17 protein-coding genes are annotated in these 15709 nt (G+C 74.3%); 8 read left to right on the forward strand and 9 right to left on the reverse strand.

The window, feature by feature from the left end:
- Positions 1-59 precede the first annotated feature (59 nt).
- Both QUY26_RS08320 and QUY26_RS08325 read right to left on the reverse strand, forming a co-directional pair.
- The gene (locus QUY26_RS08320) at positions 60-1298 is read right to left on the reverse strand and encodes a class I SAM-dependent methyltransferase (RefSeq protein WP_289944625.1); all 1239 of its coding nucleotides are present in this window, start codon (positions 1296-1298) and stop codon (positions 60-62) included.
- 168 nt (positions 1299-1466) lie between these two features.
- Complete coding sequence (locus QUY26_RS08325; protein ID WP_289944628.1) at positions 1467-1877, reverse strand: VOC family protein; 411 nt, start codon at positions 1875-1877, stop codon at positions 1467-1469.
- Between the two features lie 277 nt (positions 1878-2154).
- Here QUY26_RS08325 and QUY26_RS08330 point away from each other — a divergent pair, with 277 nt between their 5' ends.
- Both QUY26_RS08330 and QUY26_RS08335 read left to right on the forward strand, forming a co-directional pair.
- Complete coding sequence (locus QUY26_RS08330) at positions 2155-3084, forward strand: polysaccharide deacetylase family protein (RefSeq protein WP_289944631.1); 930 nt, start codon at positions 2155-2157, stop codon at positions 3082-3084.
- Between the two features lie 222 nt (positions 3085-3306).
- Positions 3307-3492: a hypothetical protein gene (locus tag QUY26_RS08335; protein ID WP_289944632.1), complete on the forward strand. Its 186-nt coding sequence runs from the start codon at positions 3307-3309 to the stop codon at positions 3490-3492.
- On the opposite strand, the gene QUY26_RS08340 is transcribed toward QUY26_RS08335, so the two are convergent.
- Both QUY26_RS08340 and QUY26_RS08345 read right to left on the reverse strand, forming a co-directional pair.
- Positions 3468-3728: a hypothetical protein gene (locus QUY26_RS08340; protein WP_289944634.1), complete on the reverse strand. Its 261-nt coding sequence runs from the start codon at positions 3726-3728 to the stop codon at positions 3468-3470. The genes QUY26_RS08335 and QUY26_RS08340 overlap by 25 nt on opposite strands.
- The gene (locus tag QUY26_RS08345) at positions 3725-4363 is read right to left on the reverse strand and encodes a hypothetical protein (RefSeq protein ID WP_289944636.1); all 639 of its coding nucleotides are present in this window, start codon (positions 4361-4363) and stop codon (positions 3725-3727) included. Before QUY26_RS08345 ends, QUY26_RS08340 begins: the two co-directional genes overlap by 4 nt.
- A 93-nt stretch (positions 4364-4456) precedes the next feature.
- Between QUY26_RS08345 and QUY26_RS08350 the strand changes: the two genes are divergently transcribed.
- Positions 4457-5236 (forward strand): peptidyl-tRNA hydrolase, encoded by a 780-nt coding sequence (locus QUY26_RS08350; protein ID WP_289944637.1) that lies wholly within the window; start codon positions 4457-4459, stop codon positions 5234-5236.
- Positions 5237-5249: 13 nt separating this feature from the next.
- Here QUY26_RS08350 and QUY26_RS08355 read toward each other — a convergent pair whose 3' ends face one another.
- Both QUY26_RS08355 and QUY26_RS08360 read right to left on the reverse strand, forming a co-directional pair.
- Entirely contained in the window at positions 5250-5924 is a 675-nt protein-coding gene (locus tag QUY26_RS08355) for a hypothetical protein (protein WP_289944638.1), read from the reverse strand.
- 111 nt (positions 5925-6035) lie between these two features.
- The gene (locus tag QUY26_RS08360; RefSeq protein WP_289944639.1) at positions 6036-6479 is read right to left on the reverse strand and encodes a DUF5959 family protein; all 444 of its coding nucleotides are present in this window, start codon (positions 6477-6479) and stop codon (positions 6036-6038) included.
- Positions 6480-6771: 292 nt separating this feature from the next.
- Between QUY26_RS08360 and QUY26_RS08365 the strand changes: the two genes are divergently transcribed.
- From QUY26_RS08365 to QUY26_RS08385, 5 genes are all read left to right on the forward strand, one after another.
- Entirely contained in the window at positions 6772-7539 is a 768-nt protein-coding gene (locus QUY26_RS08365; RefSeq protein ID WP_289944640.1) for a DUF4142 domain-containing protein, read from the forward strand.
- Positions 7540-7776: 237 nt separating this feature from the next.
- On the forward strand, positions 7777-9153 hold the full coding sequence (locus QUY26_RS08370) for a DUF692 domain-containing protein (protein ID WP_436840495.1): 1377 nt from the start codon (positions 7777-7779) through the stop codon (positions 9151-9153).
- 102 nt (positions 9154-9255) lie between these two features.
- Positions 9256-10011, forward strand: a complete 756-nt coding sequence (locus QUY26_RS08375; protein ID WP_289944644.1) for a DUF4142 domain-containing protein — start codon at positions 9256-9258, stop codon at positions 10009-10011.
- 105 nt (positions 10012-10116) lie between these two features.
- Positions 10117-10887 (forward strand): TIGR04222 domain-containing membrane protein, encoded by a 771-nt coding sequence (locus QUY26_RS08380; protein ID WP_289944647.1) that lies wholly within the window; start codon positions 10117-10119, stop codon positions 10885-10887.
- Between the two features lie 162 nt (positions 10888-11049).
- Positions 11050-12693, forward strand: a complete 1644-nt coding sequence (locus QUY26_RS08385; RefSeq protein ID WP_289944649.1) for an alpha/beta hydrolase — start codon at positions 11050-11052, stop codon at positions 12691-12693.
- A 3-nt stretch (positions 12694-12696) separates the two neighbouring features.
- Here QUY26_RS08385 and QUY26_RS08390 read toward each other — a convergent pair whose 3' ends face one another.
- The 3 genes from QUY26_RS08390 to hemG form a co-directional block, all read right to left on the reverse strand.
- Complete coding sequence (locus tag QUY26_RS08390; RefSeq protein WP_289944651.1) at positions 12697-13071, reverse strand: RNHCP domain-containing protein; 375 nt, start codon at positions 13069-13071, stop codon at positions 12697-12699.
- 182 nt (positions 13072-13253) lie between these two features.
- Positions 13254-13973, reverse strand: a complete 720-nt coding sequence (gene hemQ / locus QUY26_RS08395; protein WP_289944653.1) for a hydrogen peroxide-dependent heme synthase — start codon at positions 13971-13973, stop codon at positions 13254-13256.
- 86 nt (positions 13974-14059) lie between these two features.
- Positions 14060-15550, reverse strand: coding sequence for a protoporphyrinogen oxidase (gene hemG, locus QUY26_RS08400; protein WP_289944654.1), 1491 nt, complete (start codon positions 15548-15550; stop codon positions 14060-14062).
- Positions 15551-15709: the final 159 nt, after the last annotated feature.

The following is a 15709-nucleotide window of genomic DNA, read 5'->3' on the forward strand; positions in this document are numbered from 1 at the left end:
CGGCCAGACCCCGCCGGCCTACGGGCTCTCCTGCCGTCGACGTGAACTCTGCCTGCAGTTCAGGCCGCCGGGGCGAGCCGCCACAGGGAGGTGACCTCGGCGGCGCGGGCCGTGTGCAGGGGGTCCGTGGTGTCGCTCGCGCGGGGGTGGCGGGGCTTGGCGTCGAGGCGGTCGACGACGCGGAGACCGGCCGCGTCGAAGGCGCCGAGCAGTTCGTCGCGGGTCCGCAGGCCCAGGTGTTCGGCGAGGTCGGAGAGGATCAGCCAGCCCTCGCCGCCCGGCTCCAGGTGGTCGGCGAGCCCGTCGAGGAAGGCGCGCAGCATGGCGCTGTCCGGGTCGTACACGCCTTGTTCCACGGTGGAGGTGGGGCGGGCCGGGAGCCACGGCGGGTTGCAGACGACGAGGGCGGCGCGGCCCGCCGGGTAGAGGTCCCCGCTGTCGGTGACGTCCACGCGGTCGCCGATGCCGAGCCGTTCGACGTTGTCGCGCGCGCAGGCGAGCGCGCGGGGACTGCTGTCGGTGGCGACGATCCGGCCCAGGCCGCGGTGGGCGAGGACGGCGGCGAGCACGCCGGTGCCGGTGCCGAGGTCGAAGGCGACCGCGGGGGCGCCCTGGGCGGCGGCGGGCAGCGGTGCGTCGCCGACGAGATCGACGTACTCGCCCCTGACCGGGGAGAACACGCCGTAGTGCGGGTGGATGCGGGCGTCGAGCGCCGGGATCGGCACGCCCTTGCGGCGCCATTCGTGGGCGCCGATCACACCGAGCAGCTCGCGCAGCGACACGACCGTGCGGTGCCGGGGCGGGCCGTAGGCCTCGGTGCAGGCGGCCCGCACGTCGGGGGCGCGGCGCAGGGCGAGCCCGTGGTCGTCCTCCAGGACGACGAGGAGCATGCCGAGGATCCTGGCCCGGTGGCCGCGGGCCTGCCGGTGCCGGTGGAACGTCTCGGCCGGGGTGGCCCCGGGCTTCGGAGTCCGCCGGTCGAGCCGCCGCCCGAGGGCACGCAGGAGCTGCCGCGCGCCCTGGTAGTCCCCGCGCCACAGCAGCGCGGTGCCCTCGCACACCAGGCGGTAGGCGGCGTCGGCCTTCATCCGGTCGTCGGCGACGATGACGCGCCGGGGGGCGGGGAGGCCGCTCTCGGAGTGCCAGGGGGCGGTGTGGGTGAGGCTGGTGGGGGCCGTGGGGGCGGTGGGAGTGCCGTCGGCGTGGCCGTCGCCGTCACCGGTGTCCGCCGTGCGTCCCCGCCGGGCCTTGGTCGGCCGGATGTCCTCGGTCCAGGTGATGTCGGTGTGGTCGGACATCGACGGCTCGTCAACTCCTCGTGGTCGCGGGTGCGCGGGGCCCGGGGCCGCGGAGCGACCGGGAAGCGTCTGGGGAAGTCAGGGCCTCAGGACGATTCCACAGCGGCCGTCCCCTGGCAAACCCGGACTTCCCACGCGAACGCCGTCCGCCGCCGCGCCCCGCCCGTCTCACTCCGCCCCGGCCCCACCGCAGGTCACGGCCTCGCCCCGGTCCCGCTCCGCCGCACTGCGCAGCACACAGAACTCATTGCCCTCCGGGTCCGCGAAGACGACCCACCCCGTGCCGTCGGGCTCGCGCCGGTCGGCGAGCACGACCGCGCCGATCCCCTTCAGCCGCTCGACCTCCTCGTCGCGCGGGCCGTCCGGCTGGAGGCACACGTGCACGCGGTTCTTCACGGTCCTGGGCTCGGGGACGTTCTCGAAGTACAGATGCAGGCCGGTGGGCAGCGCGATCACGGCGGCGGGGTCGCCCGGCCGGTCCTCCTCGTCCAGCGGATGGCCCACCACCTCGCTCCAGAACCGCGCGAGTCCGTACGCGTCGACGCAGTCGAAGGCGACGTTGTAGAGGGAGGCGGGCATGGGGCACGTCCTTTCCGTACGCTCCCGGGCTGGGCGCGCATTGTCTCCCGCGCCTCCCCTCATCTCCCACGGATTTCCGCCGGGCGTCCCCTCACGCAGTCAGTACGCAGGGCGTACGCAGGCAGTACGGAGGCAGTACGCAGGCCGCGCTCATGCCTCGCGCGGGCGTGAGGCAGGTCGTGCGCAGCCCTGAGGCAGGTCGCGCGCAGGCTCCGGGCAGGCCTCGGGCACGCCCCGCCTACCCGATTAATCCTATTTGCACAGTTATCTTCGCCGCATGATCACTCGTGCACAGCAGCGGGCCGCCCGCACCTCCCTGATCGCCCTCGCTGCGGCGACCCTGACCACCCTCAGCGCCTGCTCCTCGTCCCCCACACCCGCGTCGCACCCCCACCGACCCGCCCCCCACCACAGCTCCCCCGCCGAGAAGGCGGCCCCGCCCACCCTCGCCCCCGGCCCCCAGGGCCTCACCCCGGTCTTCAAGAACGCCCCCCGCGCGCGGCAGGGGGCGCCCACCGTCGCCCTCACCTTCGACGCCGACATGACGGCCGGTCAGGGCCCCCGTGCCCGGGCGGGCGAGCGCTTCGACAATCCGGCCCTGGTCGACACCCTGCGCCGCCTGAAGGTCCCGGCCACGTTCTTCCTGACGGGCCGGTGGGCGCAGGAGTACCCGGCGCAGGCCAGGGCCATCGGCCGCGACCCCCTCTTCGAGGTCGCCAACCACTCGTACAGCCACTACTCCTTCACCCCCGACTGCTACGGCCTGCCCAGCGTCGCCCCGCACCGCATGCGCGCCGACGTGGAGCGCGCCTTCACCGCCTTCCGCGCGGCAGGCGTGGAGCGGCCGGTGCCGTACTTCCGCTTCCCGGGCGGCTGTTACGACCAGCGGGCGCTGCGCGCGCTCGCCCCGGCCGGGGTGACCGCCGTGCAGTGGGACGTGGTGGGCGGCGACGCGTTCGCCACGGACCCCGACGCGGTGGCCCGGCAGGTGCTCGACGGGGTGCGGCCCGGCTCGGTCGTCGTCCTGCACTGCACGCGCAGCGCGGCCCCCGCGACGGAGCGTGCCCTGCGCACGGTCGTCCCGAAGCTGCGCGAGCGCGGGTTCCGCTTCGTCCGGGTCTCGGAGCAGATCGGGGCCGCGCGCACCGCGCGGGAGGTGCGGTCGGCCGCAGCCGACGGGTCGGCGGGGCGTCGCCCGCAGGCCTGACCGCACCCTTCCGGCCCCTCGGCGGCGGCACCGGCGTGACGTGGTGTCCGATGCGATGTGCGCGCGCAGACCCTCCCGCGCAGACCCTCCTCCGCCTCATCGGCCTCGGCTGACGCGGCGCCCGGAAGCTGCCCGGTGGGCCCGAGGCCGTCCGGTGGGCCCGAGGCCGTCGATGGGCGGGCCCGGTCATCCGGCCCGCCGGACGGAACCTAGGCTCGCCTCATGGCGGACGACGACGAGTACTGCGCCCCTGCCCCCACGACCGGCCCCCACCCGGCGGCCGGTCCCCCGTTCGCGGAGTGCGTGCTGTGCCGGGAGCCCACGGAGTACCCGGAGTCCCACCGTGGCATCACGCTGTGCCCGGTCTGCGAGTGGCAGGAGGCTCAGCGGACGGCTTGCTCGGGCTGAGCGCGAGCAGGAGCGGGAGCAGGAACGGCCCGTCCGGGCGAGCGCAGCAACGGTCGGCTGGTGAGGGCTCCGACGGCCGTGCCGAGGACGGCCGTGGCGAGGAACGTGGTGAGGTCGAGCACGGGCTGCCCGCCCTGGACGCCGACGGCGAGGAACGCGGCGTACAGGACGACCGGCGCGAGCCAGCGCTGGGAGCGCAGGAGGAGAGCGGTCTGGTAGCGCAGCAGGGCGATCACCGGCGCAGGTCCTCGTCGTTGAGCAGGTGCTGGTGCTGGTGCTGGTGCTGGTGCTGGTGCTGGTGCCCGGGCTCGGGCCTGGGCTCGGCTGCGGCTCTGCCGCCGGGCCCGGCGGCCGGTACGCGTCGAGCACCCGGTACGTCGCCCCGCCCGTCGCCGTCCGCTGCCGCGCCCCCGACCGCCCCGCCCTCCTTCCTCCGGTTCACCGACACCACGTGCCATGGCGGGTGGGCCGTGAGGAGCGCGCGCAGGGCGAGGTCCGAGTGGGCCGCGGCGACGGCCAGGCGGGTGGTACCGTCCGGGCCGGGGGTGACGGTGCCGTCGGCGCGGGTCACCGTCTCGGGGAGCGGGGGCGGCGTCCCGTGGGGCCCGCGGGCCTCGATGACGACGACGGGACCGCGGGACACCCCCGGTCCGGGTGCCGCCCCGGCCGAACTCCCCTTTCCCGCCACCTGGTTCACGGCGGTCCCCGTGATCGCGTACGTCTCGTCGGCGTGCCCCGCGAGGCGGCGCGGGTCGTGGTCGACGTGGACGCCGGCCCGCACGTCGAGGGCGACGTCCCGGAGCACCCACGGGCCGCGGAGGCCGTAGCGGCGGCCGACGGCGTCGAGGCGCAGCAGGGGGTCGCTGGTCATGCGCCTCATCCTCGCGCACGGCCTCGCGCGGGCCCGGATCCGGGGGTGCGGGCCGCACCGGAGCCGCGATCACCGCCCTGGCAGACTGGACGGGTGACCAGCAACACGCCCCGCCCGGACGACTCCCCGCAATCGCAGGCTTCCCAGGACACCGGGGCCGCCGAGGGTGCCGCCCCCGACAGCCCCTTCCGTGTCGCGCGCACACCGCGCGACGAGGCCCCGCAGTTCGTGCTGCCCCTGGTGGCCCGGATCGAGCGGTCCGCGGCCCCGGCCCGTACGGACGCGCTGGAGACGGCGGCCCGCGCGGTCCTGACGATCCTCAGCGACGAGCGGGCGCTCGGCGAGGGAGAGTGGGCGCGGGCGATGCGGGACTGGCAGGACGCCCGCATCCGCAAGGTGGTGCGCAGGGCGCGCGGCGCGGAGTGGCGGCGGGCCGAGGCGCTGGACGGCATCACGGTGACGGGCAAGTCGGCCGAGGTGCGGGTGTATCCGCCGGTGCCGCTCGACGGCTGGCCCAAGGACCTGGCCCGGCTCCAGGTCTCCGGCACGGACCTGGACGACCCGGAGCCCCCGCGGGACCCCGACCCGGCCACGCCCGTCCTCTGGCTGAACCCCGACATCACCATGTCGGCGGGCAAGGCGATGGCCCAGGCGGGCCACGGCGCCCAGCTGGCCTGGTGGGACCTCTCCGCCGGGGACCGCACGGCCTGGCGCGAGGCCGGCTTCCCCCTGTCCGTCCGCACCGCCCCCGCGGCCCGTTGGCCCGAACTGACCACGAGCGGCCTCCCCGTGGTCCGCGACGCGGGCTTCACGGAGATCGCCCCCGGCTCCTGCACGGTGGTGGCCGACCACCCGGCGCTGCGGCGCGCCTGAGCTCCGCCCCGCCCTACTTCACCTTCCCCCCGAAGATCGCCGCCTCCGTCTCGAAGTCCGGTGTGACCTCGATCTGCAGGTACTTCTGCGACTTGGGCAGTTCGCAGCCCAGCGTCGCCGTGATGGAACGGCCGGGGCGCAGATGGGTCTGGGGCGGGCCGTCCAGGCCGTTCTCGCTGTCGAAGATCTGCTCGCCGTCCTTGGCCTCGTCCCCGTACTGGCACAGGACCGACAGCGCGCTCATGTCGATGACCTTGTCCGTGCCGTTCTTGAGCCTCAGGGTGAACTTGACGTACGGAGTGCGCTCCGGTGAGGCGTACGGGCCCGAGACGCCGCGGGAGAAGCCGGACAGCGACACCTCGTTCTTGTTCTCGTAGACCGCGGTGCCGGTGAGCCCGTGGGTGTCGTCCTTGGAGTCGGTGGCCGCGCCGGGCTCGGACTCGGCGTCGGGCGACGGTTCGGAGTCCGATCCCTCCGAGCCGGCGGGCGCGTCGTCCGCCGTGACGGTCTTGGTGACCGTCACGGCGGGGCGCGGCTTGTCGCCGTCGCCGCAGGCGGTGAGCGCGGTGCCGAGCGCGAGCACCGCGGCCGCGGCGAACAGGGTGCTCCTGACCGCGATGCCGGTGCGCGAGGCGGCTCCGGCGTCACCTCTGGCGTCCGCGCCGCTGTCAGCCGTTTCGACGTTCATGTGCAGTCCCCCCAAGGACGGTGCGTAGACGTCCGATTGTGGAGGATGTGTGAACGGCGGTGGTGGCGTGCGCACGCATCGTGGCCGAGCCGTGACACGGCCGCCCGCGCCTCACCCTTGCAGCGCCCCCTCCACCGGCCACGCCCGCAGCGTCGCGTCCAGCCGGTCGTACGCCTCGTCGAACCACTCGTCGGTGAGCGTGACGGTCGCCGTGACCGTGGTCAGGGACATCGTGTGGTCGGCGATCGTGACGTGGGCGCGCTCGCCGTCCGGGTCGAGTTCGACGAGGAGTTCGGGGGCGCGGCCACCCTCGCGCCAGGCGCTGTCGTCGCCGCCGTCCAGGGCGTCGAGGGTCTCACGCCACTGCGTGAGGTCCTCCGGCGACACCGACGTGGCGAGCGTGCCCCGGACGAAGGCGGTGTCGACGAGGATCTCGCCGACGAGTTCGTCGATTCCGGGGCGTCCCGGAGCGGGACGCTTCCCGGTGATCCTGACGACGACGCTGTTGTCCTCGCCCTCAAGGCGGATCAGGTCGATCGGCTCCGCAGGCGTCATGGCCCCTCCCATTTCCCCGTGTGGTGTCCCCGTGCGGCCCGTTCACGCACGGGCCGTTCCCCGCATGGCCCGTTCCCCGTGCGGCCCGCGTCCTTCCGGACCCTAGTGGACGGCACTGACAACGCCGAGGCCGCGCACCACCCGCCCACACACCCACGGAACGTGACCCCCGTCACAGAACCTTCACGTCGCTGAACATCGCCTCCGCCCCTCCCGTACCTTCCCGTACCACCAAGTGGCCCGGCCCCGGCCGGGATGCGACTCGGGAGGCACTTTGCAGCGCATCAGGCACATGGGGCGTATCAACGGCACGGCCCTGATCATCGCGGCCCTCGTCGTCACCGTGGGGGCCCTCGCCTTCCCGGTATGGTCCTACGCCGACCGCTCGGGCACGGGCGAGGCGAACCTCAACGCCGGGAGCGTGTCGACGCGTTGGGGGCCGCTGTCCGCCACCGACCGGGACTTCCTCGTGAAGGTGCGCCTCGCCGGACTCTGGGAGATACCCGCCGGACAGCAGGCCGTGGAACGCGCGCCGAGCAAGGCCGTCAAGGAGGCGGGCGACCATCTGATCGTCGGCCACACCGACCTCGACCAGCGGGTGCGGGGTGTCGCCTCACAGCTGAGCGTCGAGCTGCCGAACCAGCCCAACGCCCAGCAGCAGGGCTGGCTACGGGAGTTGACCGACGCGAGCGGCGAGGACTACCAGCGCAAGTTCGCCAACCTGCTGCGCGTCTCGCACGGCAAGGTCTTCGCCCTCATCGCCCAGGTCCGGGACACCACCCGCAACTCCCTCGTGCGCCAGCTCGCCTCCGACGCCAACCAGACCGTCCTCGACCACATCACGATGCTCGAGGGCACCGGCTACGTCGACTTCGACGCCATCGCGAACGACACCGCGGGCAAGTCCACCGCGAGCCCCACCGGCCCCCCGCCGCCCGACGGCGACACTCCCCCGCAGCCCGCCCCCGCGAGCCCCACCGGCGACGTCTCCGGCACCTCGCGGCCCTCCCCCGGCCCTCCGGGCACCGTCAACACCGATCGGCCCGAACCTCAAATGTAGCTCTGAAACCCCTGATCAGAAGGTTCACCCCGGTCTGGCGCGGTCATGACTACGGCTACGTGAACGTCCGGGGAGGACCAGCGGCAAGGAGGGGGAACGACGATGACCGCACGGGGGACGACAGCGGTACGGGAGACAGCAGCGGCACAGGAGACAGCGGTAACCGCACGAGGAACGACGACCCAACTGGGGACCGGCATCGGATGGCGACCGGAGATCGCCGACGCCGTCGAGCGCATGCCCGGCATCGACTGGGTCGAGGCCGTCGCCGAGAACGTGTGCCCGGGCCACCTGCCCGACTCGCTGCTGCGGCTGCGCGAGCGCGGCGTGGCCGTCGTGCCGCACGGCGTCTCGCTCGGCCTCGGCGGCGCGGAGCGCCCGGACGAGGCCCGGCTCACCGCGCTCGCGGAGCGCGCGCAGGCACTCGGCTCACCGCTCGTCACCGAGCACATCGCCTTCGTACGGGCCGGTGGCGCCCTCACCGCGTCGCCGCACCTCGAAGCGGGACACCTGCTGCCCGTGCCGCGCACCCGCGACGCGCTCGCCGTGCTGTGCGAGAACGTCCGCATCGCCCAGGACGCGCTGCCCGTACCGCTCGCCGTCGAGAACATCGCCGCCCTCATCTCCTGGCCCGGCGAGGAGATGACGGAGGGGCAGTTCCTGTACGAGCTGGTGGAGCGGACCGGCGTCCGGCTGCTCATCGACGTCGCCAACCTGCACACCAACCACGTCAACCGGGGCGAGGACCCGGCCCGCGCCCTGGACGAGCTGCCGGTGGAGGCCATCGCGTACGTCCACGTGGCGGGCGGCTTCGAGCGGGACGGCGTCTGGCACGACAGCCACGCCCACCCCGTGCCCCGGCCCGTCCTCGACATCCTCGCCGACCTCGCCGCGCGCACCCGGCCGCCGGGGGTGCTCCTGGAGCGGGACGAGAACTTCCCCGAGGGCGACGAGCTGGAGCGGGAGCTGGCGGCGATCCGGGACACGGTGGCGACGGCGACGACCACGTCCACGGCGTCCACGGCGTCGGCGGCGCTCCCGGAGGCGTTTCCGGCGGCGGCCCCAGCTCCGGACCGCGCGCCGGACCCGGCCGCCGGACCCGCGCCCACCACGCCCGCGCCCGAGCCGGCCGCCACCCCCGAAGCCCGCCAGCGCGTCGCCCTCGCCCAGGCCGCCCTGCTCTCCGCCCTCGTCGCCGGCACCCCCGCGCCGGAGGGCTTCGACGGGGCACGCCTGAGGGTGCAGAGCCGGGCGCTGGCCGCCAAGCGGGCCGACGTGGTGGCGAAGGTCGCCCCCGAACTCCCGTGGATCGTCGGCGAGACGTACCGCGCGGACTTCCTCGGCTACGCCCGCACCCGCCCCATGACGGGCGGCTACCGCCAGGACGCGCTGGACTTCGCCGAGCACCTGCTGCTCGCCGGGCGGCCCGAGGACGCGGCGGCGCGGGGCGAGCTGACGGCCTGGTGGCTGGAGCGCTCGGGCCCGAAGCCGCTCGACGGGCGCCCCCTCACCCGCTGGCTGCGCACCCGGGCGGCCCGGATCGCGCTGCGCAAGGCGCGGCGGCGCACCCCCGGCCACGCAGGCGTGGACGCCGACCCCGCCCCGGCGACGTAGCCAACTGCCCCATTTCGTACAGCCGTTGACGTACTCCGTCCGGTATGCGGGACGCCTCCCCCGCGCCGCGCACTAGCGTGCGGTGGCGCGACAGGAGGCGTCATGCGTTCCCGAATCATCAGCGGCACCGGTCTCGTCCTCACGGGGCTCGTGGCCACGCTGGCCGCGCTGGTCTATCCCGTGTGGTCGTACGAGGACCGCTCGGGCACCGGCCTCGACGCGCTCACCTCGCAGACCGTGTCGACCGACTACGGACCGCTGTCCGCGCTCGACCGGGACTTCATCACCAAGGTGCGGCTCGCGGGCCTGTGGGAGCTGCCCGCGGGCCAGCAGGCCGGGGAGCGCGGCACCACCCGGGCCGTGCACGTCGCGGGCAAGCACCTGGTCGAGGGGCACACGTTCCTGGACGCGCGGGTGCGCGAGGTGGCGGCGGCGCTGCGGCTCGAACTGCCCAGCCAGCCCAGCGCCCAGCAGCGGCGCTGGCTCGCGGAGCTGAGCGCGGAGCGCGGCACGGCGTACGACGTGAAGTTCGCGAACATCCTGCGGCGCGCGCACGGCACGGTCTTCTCGCTGGTGGCGGAGGTCCGCGCCACCACCCGCAACTCCCAGGTGCGCGCACTCGCCGACGACGCGAACACCACGGTCCTCGACCACATCAAGGTCCTGGAGGGGACGGGCCTCGTCGACTTCGACGGCCTGGCCCGCGACGCCGCCACGTCCACGACCCCGCCACCGGACCGCTCCCCCGCGCCCCCCGGCCCCCAGGACTCCCCGCCCCCCGCGGCACCGGTGTCCCCGACTCCCACGTACTCCCTGCCCCCCGCCGTCTCACGGCCCGCGCCCGGACTGCGCGACTGAGGCAGGACGGTGGGGCCGGACCGGCGGGACAGCCAGTGCGGCGGGGGCGTCCACATCGTGGAATACCGGTAGCGGCGTCACAGCTCCTTCACATAGAAATCCGGCATGTTCTGGGTCCCGCTGCTGCTCCTCGCCTGTGCTCTCGCCGCGCTGTCCTGCGGCCGACTCTGCGTGGCGGCCGTGCGGGCCGCGGCCAGTGAGCCGCGCGGGGCGCACGAGGGACGGCGTCTGACGCTGTACGAGGCGGCGTTCCTGTCGGGCGGGCCCGGCCGGGTCGTCGACGTGGCACTGCTCTCGATGGCGCGGGGGCGGCGGCTCCTGCTCGCGCACACGGGATGGGCGACCGTGGTGGATCCGGTGCCCGGGGACGACCTGGAGCGGTCGGTGCTCGGGGCGATAGGTCCGGCCGGGCAGTCGCGGATCGCGCCGGTGCGCACGGCCGCGGCGGCCGGTGACGGGGTGCGGGCGCTCGCGGACCGGCTGGTCGCGGCGGGACTCGCGGTGCCGGACGGGATGTGGTCGGGGATCGCGGGCGCGGCGCGGCAGGTGCGGGCGGCCGCGGTCGCCGTCGTGGTCCTCGGGGCGTGCGCGACGCTGCTTCCCGCCGAGGGTCGGGAGGGGGAGCTGCCGGTCGCGGTCTGGTTCGCGCTGCCGTTCTTCCTCACCGTGAGCTGCCTGGCCATCGCCCGCTTCGAGGTGCCGACCACGCGCTGGGCGTCCCCGGCGGGGCGGCGGCTGCTCGGCGCGCTGCCCTCGCGGGACGACCTGACGTCGGTGGCCGTGCGGGGCCTGCGCGCCCTGGAGGACCCGGCGCTGCGCGCCGCGCTCTCCCACCGGGACCCGAACCTCGACGGGTACCGCGACGCCCGGCCGTAGGGCTGCGCGCGGCCGGTTCGAGGGGCCATTGGGGCGCGACTCGCGACGCCCGCGGGCCGGTGCTGGACTTTGCCGCCCTTCGAACTAAGTATCCCTTTTGTTGTGATTTTGCGATTTACGCGATCACTTGGGCCCGCGCCGCGAAAGGGACACAGAACAGCGATGAGAGCACCAGCAACCGCCGCCGCCCGGTACAGAGCCGTCAGAGCCGTCGGCACCATCGGCTCCCTCGCCCTGACCGCCCTCGCCGCGGCCCCCGCGAGCGCCGCCCCCCTCTCCGGCGCCTTGGCCACCCCCTCCTCCGAGACCCTCGGCACCGCCCTCGCCGCCCAGCGCGCCCAGATCGCCGGCATCGACTTCGGCCCCTGCCCGCGGGTGGAGAACCTGCCGCCGTCCGTGGAGTGCGGCACGGTCGCCGTCCCCCTCGACTACGCCCACCCCGACGGCAAGCAGATCCGGCTCACCGTCAGCCGCGTCGAGGCCACCGGGAAGTCGGGCCGGGCCGTGGTGTCGCGGCAGGGCGCGCTCGTCTTCAACCCGGGCGGCCCGGGCGCGTCCGGGATGTACTTCCCGATGGTCGGCCCGATGCCGGAGTGGCGGCGCATCGCGGCGGCGTACGACCTCGTCGGCTACGCCCCGCGCGGGGTGGGCCGCTCCGCGCCGCTGTCCTGCCAGGACCCCGAGCAGTTCACCAAGGCGCCCACCAACTCGCCGACGCACCCCGACGCCTCGTACAAGGCGGAGCGCATCGCGCGGGCGAAGGCCTACGCACGCGGCTGCGCCCGGCACGCGGGCCCGGACCTGCGGCACTACACCACCCTCAACAACGCCCGGGACCTGGACGTCCTCCGCGCCGCGCTCGGCGAGCGGAAGCTGACGTTCATGGGCGCCTCGTACGGCACCTACATCGGCTCCGTCTACGCGACGCTGTTCCCCGGGCACGTGCGCCGCATGGTCTTCGACTCGGCGGTCAACCCGTCCCCGGACCAGATCTGGTACGCCAACAACCTGGACCAGTCCTTCGCCTTCGAGCGACGCTGGGCGGACTTCCGCACCTGGGTCGCCAAGCACCACAAGACGTACCGCCTGGGCACCACGCCCGAGGAGGTGCAGCGCTCCTACGAGACCGTCCGCGCCGAGCTGACGCACAAGCCCGCGGGCGGCAAGGTCGGCTCCTCGCAGCTGCGGGCGGCGTTCCTGCGGGCCGCGTACTACGACGACTACTGGCCGATGCGGGCGACGGCCCTCTCACAGTATCTGAAGGGCAACCCGCAGCCGCTGATCCAGCAGGCCGCGCCGCATCCGGCGGCGGCCGCCGAGGACGAGAACGGCAACGCCGTCTACACGGCCGTCGAGTGCAACGACGCCGCCTGGCCCACCGACTTCCCCACCTGGGACCGCGACAACTCCGCCCTCGCGCGCATCGCCCCGTTCGAGACCTGGGACAACGCCTGGATGAACCTGCCGTGCGCCTACTGGCCCGCGCCGCGCCAGCAGCCCCTGGACGTGCGCACCGCCCCGGGCGCGCTGCCCCCGACCCTGATCCTGGCCGCCGAGCGGGACGCGGCGACGCCGTACGAGGGCGCTCTCGAACTGCACCACCGGCTCGCGGGTTCGGTCCTCGTGACCGAGAAGGACGCGGGCACGCACGGCATCGCGGGCGGCCCGAACGCCTGCGTCAACGGCCACACGGAGGCGTATCTCCTGGAGGGCGAGCTCCCGGTGCGGCGCGCGTCGTGCGCGCCGCACCCGGAACCGAAGCCGCTGTCGACGGGACGGGCGGCGGGTCTTCCCAAGCCGCTCTAGGCGTCAGAGCGCCCCCAGGCGCTCCAGCGGGAACGGCGGCTGGGCCAACGGACGCACCGCCAGCCGCGTCAGCGGCAGGACGTTGTCATCGCCGGCGGTGCGGTTGGCATGCAGTACGCCACAGTGGGTGCAGCGGTGGACGAGGACCCACTCGCCGTCTCCTCGTACGGAGATGGCGAGGGGTTCCATCCTGGCTCCGCAGTCCGCCGCCCGGTCGCCCGGGGTGTCGTCGAGGTGACGGCTCCACAGGCAGTTCGGGCAGTGGTTGCGGTGGTCGGTGCCCGGTGCGGTCATCGACACGTCGAGACCGCACTGCAGGCAGCGGAAGGACTGGGCGCGAGCTTCAGTGCGCGCCCGCCGCGAGGTGTTGCGTGACATGGGAGAGAGAACTCCTGAGCGATGCGGAACGGGGTGAACTCGAGAGATTCCGCAGGGCCCTGGGCATACAACACCGGCTTCCATCAGAGGGGTTCGACTGAAGGGTCGTTCGACCTCTCAGGCAGAGGTTCGACCTCTCGATGAAACCCTCCGCGCGGCGGGCGCGGCAACCGGATTTCGGCTCAGGCGAGGCCCGCCACGAGGTCCGCCACGGACTTGCGGCGGCCGGTGAAGAACGGGACCTCCTCGCGGACGTGCATGCGGGCCTCGGAGGCGCGCAGGTGCCGCATGAGGTCGACGATGCGGTACAGCTCGTCGGCCTCGAAGGCCAGCAGCCACTCGTAGTCGCCGAGGGAGAACGAGGCGACCGTGTTGGCGCGCACGTCGGGGAAGCCGCGGGCCATCTTGCCGTGGTCGGCGAGCATGCGGCGGCGGTCCTCGTCGGGCAGCAGGTACCAGTCGTAGGAGCGCACGAAGGGGTACACCGAGACGTAGTCGCGGGGCGTCTCGTCGGCGAGGAACGCCGGGATGTGCGACTTGTTGAACTCGGCGGGGCGGTGCAGCGCCATGTTCGACCAGACCGGCTCCAGGGCGCGGCCGAGCTTGGTGCGCCGGAAGAGGTTGTACGCCTCCTGGAGCTCGTCGGCGGTCTCCGCGTGCCACCAGATCATGACGTCGGCGTCGGCGCGCAGGCCGGACACGTCGTAGGTGCCGCGGACGGTGATGTCACGGGCCGCGAGCTTGTCGAACAGCTCCTGGACCTCGTCGGCGTACCCGAGGCGGCTCTCGGGCAGGACGTCGCGCAGCTTGAAGACGGACCACAGGGTGTAGCGGATGACCTCGTTGAGGTCCTTGGCCTTCTTGCCGGCGTTCGGGATCTTGGCGGGGGCGTCGTCACTCATGCGGCCATTCTCCCGCGCCGCCGCGCAGGCTCCGCACCGGGTTCGCGGTGAGCTCGCGCACGCCCGCCCGTCGCCCACCACCACCCTCAACCGAAGCGCTGCGCGCTGTCCCTCTTGCCTGCGACATCCCCCGTCTTGCCGCCGACATCCCCCGTCAGCCGGTCCACCGCCGCGTTGGCGCTGGCGATGCAGGCGGGGATGCCCACTCCGTCGTACGCGGCCCCGCAGACCGCGAGGCCCGGCATCCGCCCCACGTGCTCGCGGACGCGGGCCACGCGCGCGTGGTGGCCCACGGGGTACTGCGGCAGGCCGCTGTCCCAGCGGGTGACGGCCGAGGCGACGGGCGCCGCGTCGAGGCCGGTGGCGGCGCGCAGATCCCCCCGCGACACGTCGACCAGCTCGTCGTCCGGGCGGCCCAGGTCCTTCTCGTCGCCGTACCGCCCCACGGACGTGCGCAGCACGAACAGCTCCGGGTCCTGGTCCGCGATCCACCCCCACTTCTGGCTCGCGAACGTCGACGCCTTGATGGTCCGCCCGTCCACGGGCGGCACCAGGAACCCGCTCCCCTCGGGCAGCGCGCCCACGTCGGCCCTGCGGTAGGCGAGGGTGATCAGCGCCATGGAGGCGTACTCGACGGCGCGCAGCTCGGCGGCGGCGCCGGGGACGTCGTGCTCCAGGAGACGGGCGGCGTGCGGGGCGGGCACGGCGAGGACGACGGCGTCGGCCTCCAGGTCCCAGTCGTCGACGTACACCTCCCAGCCGTCCTCGACCCGGCGCAGCCCGTGGACGGCGCTCTTCAGGAGGATCTCGCCGCCCCGCGCCCGCACCGACTCCGCGACGGCGAGCGGCAGTCGGCCGACGCCGCCGTCGATGCCCATGAAGACGGGGCCCTGCTGCTGGTTCCCGGCGGCGCGGGCCTGGAGGTCGCGGACGCCCTCGGTGAGGGAGGTGTGGGTGCGGGCGGCCTCGAAGAGCTGCGGGACGGCGGAGCGCATCGAGATGCGGTACGCGTCCCCGGCGTACACCCCGCCGAGCAGGGGCTCCACCAGGCGGTCCACGACCTCGCGGCCGACCCGGCGGGCGACGTACTCCCCGACCGCGACGTCGTCACCGACCTCGGTGGGCGGCAGTTCGCGGTCCCGCCCGATACGGCGCAGGCCCTCGTCGGAGAGCACCCCGGCGACGGCGGACGCGTCGCCGGGCACGCCCATGACGTGCCCCTTGGGCATGGGCCGCAGCGCGCCGCGGGTCCAGATCGCGGCGCTCGCCGTCGCCGGTGCCTGAAGCCGGTCGCCGAGGCCCACCTCGCGGGCCAGACCGACCGCCTCCGGCCTGCGGGCCAGCATGGACTCGGCGCCGAGGTCGACGTGTACGCCCGCGATCTCGCCCGCGCGCAGCTTCCCGCCGAGCCGGTCGGAGGCCTCGAGGACGGTGACGCGCGCTCCGGCGTCGAGGAGTCGGTGCGCGGCGGCGAGACCCGCGATGCCGCCACCGATGACGACGACGTGGCCGAGGCCGCCCGGGGGGCCGTCGGGGGCGGAGGGGTGCTGGCTCGTCCGTGTGTCCGCTGCGCGCATGCCCCCACTCTCTCAGAGCCCCTCCGCAGTGCTTCCGGGCACCTGAACGCCTCCGGCCCAGTCACCCGCACACCCTCCGGTCCCCGGCACGCTTCCGGACGAGTCCCGTCCGTGACCGCGCCGGAACCTCATCGGGACCACCCGGACCGAACATCGTGA

This window comes from Streptomyces flavofungini (genome assembly GCF_030388665.1).
Classification (GTDB): Bacteria; Actinomycetota; Actinomycetes; order Streptomycetales; family Streptomycetaceae; genus Streptomyces; species Streptomyces flavofungini_A.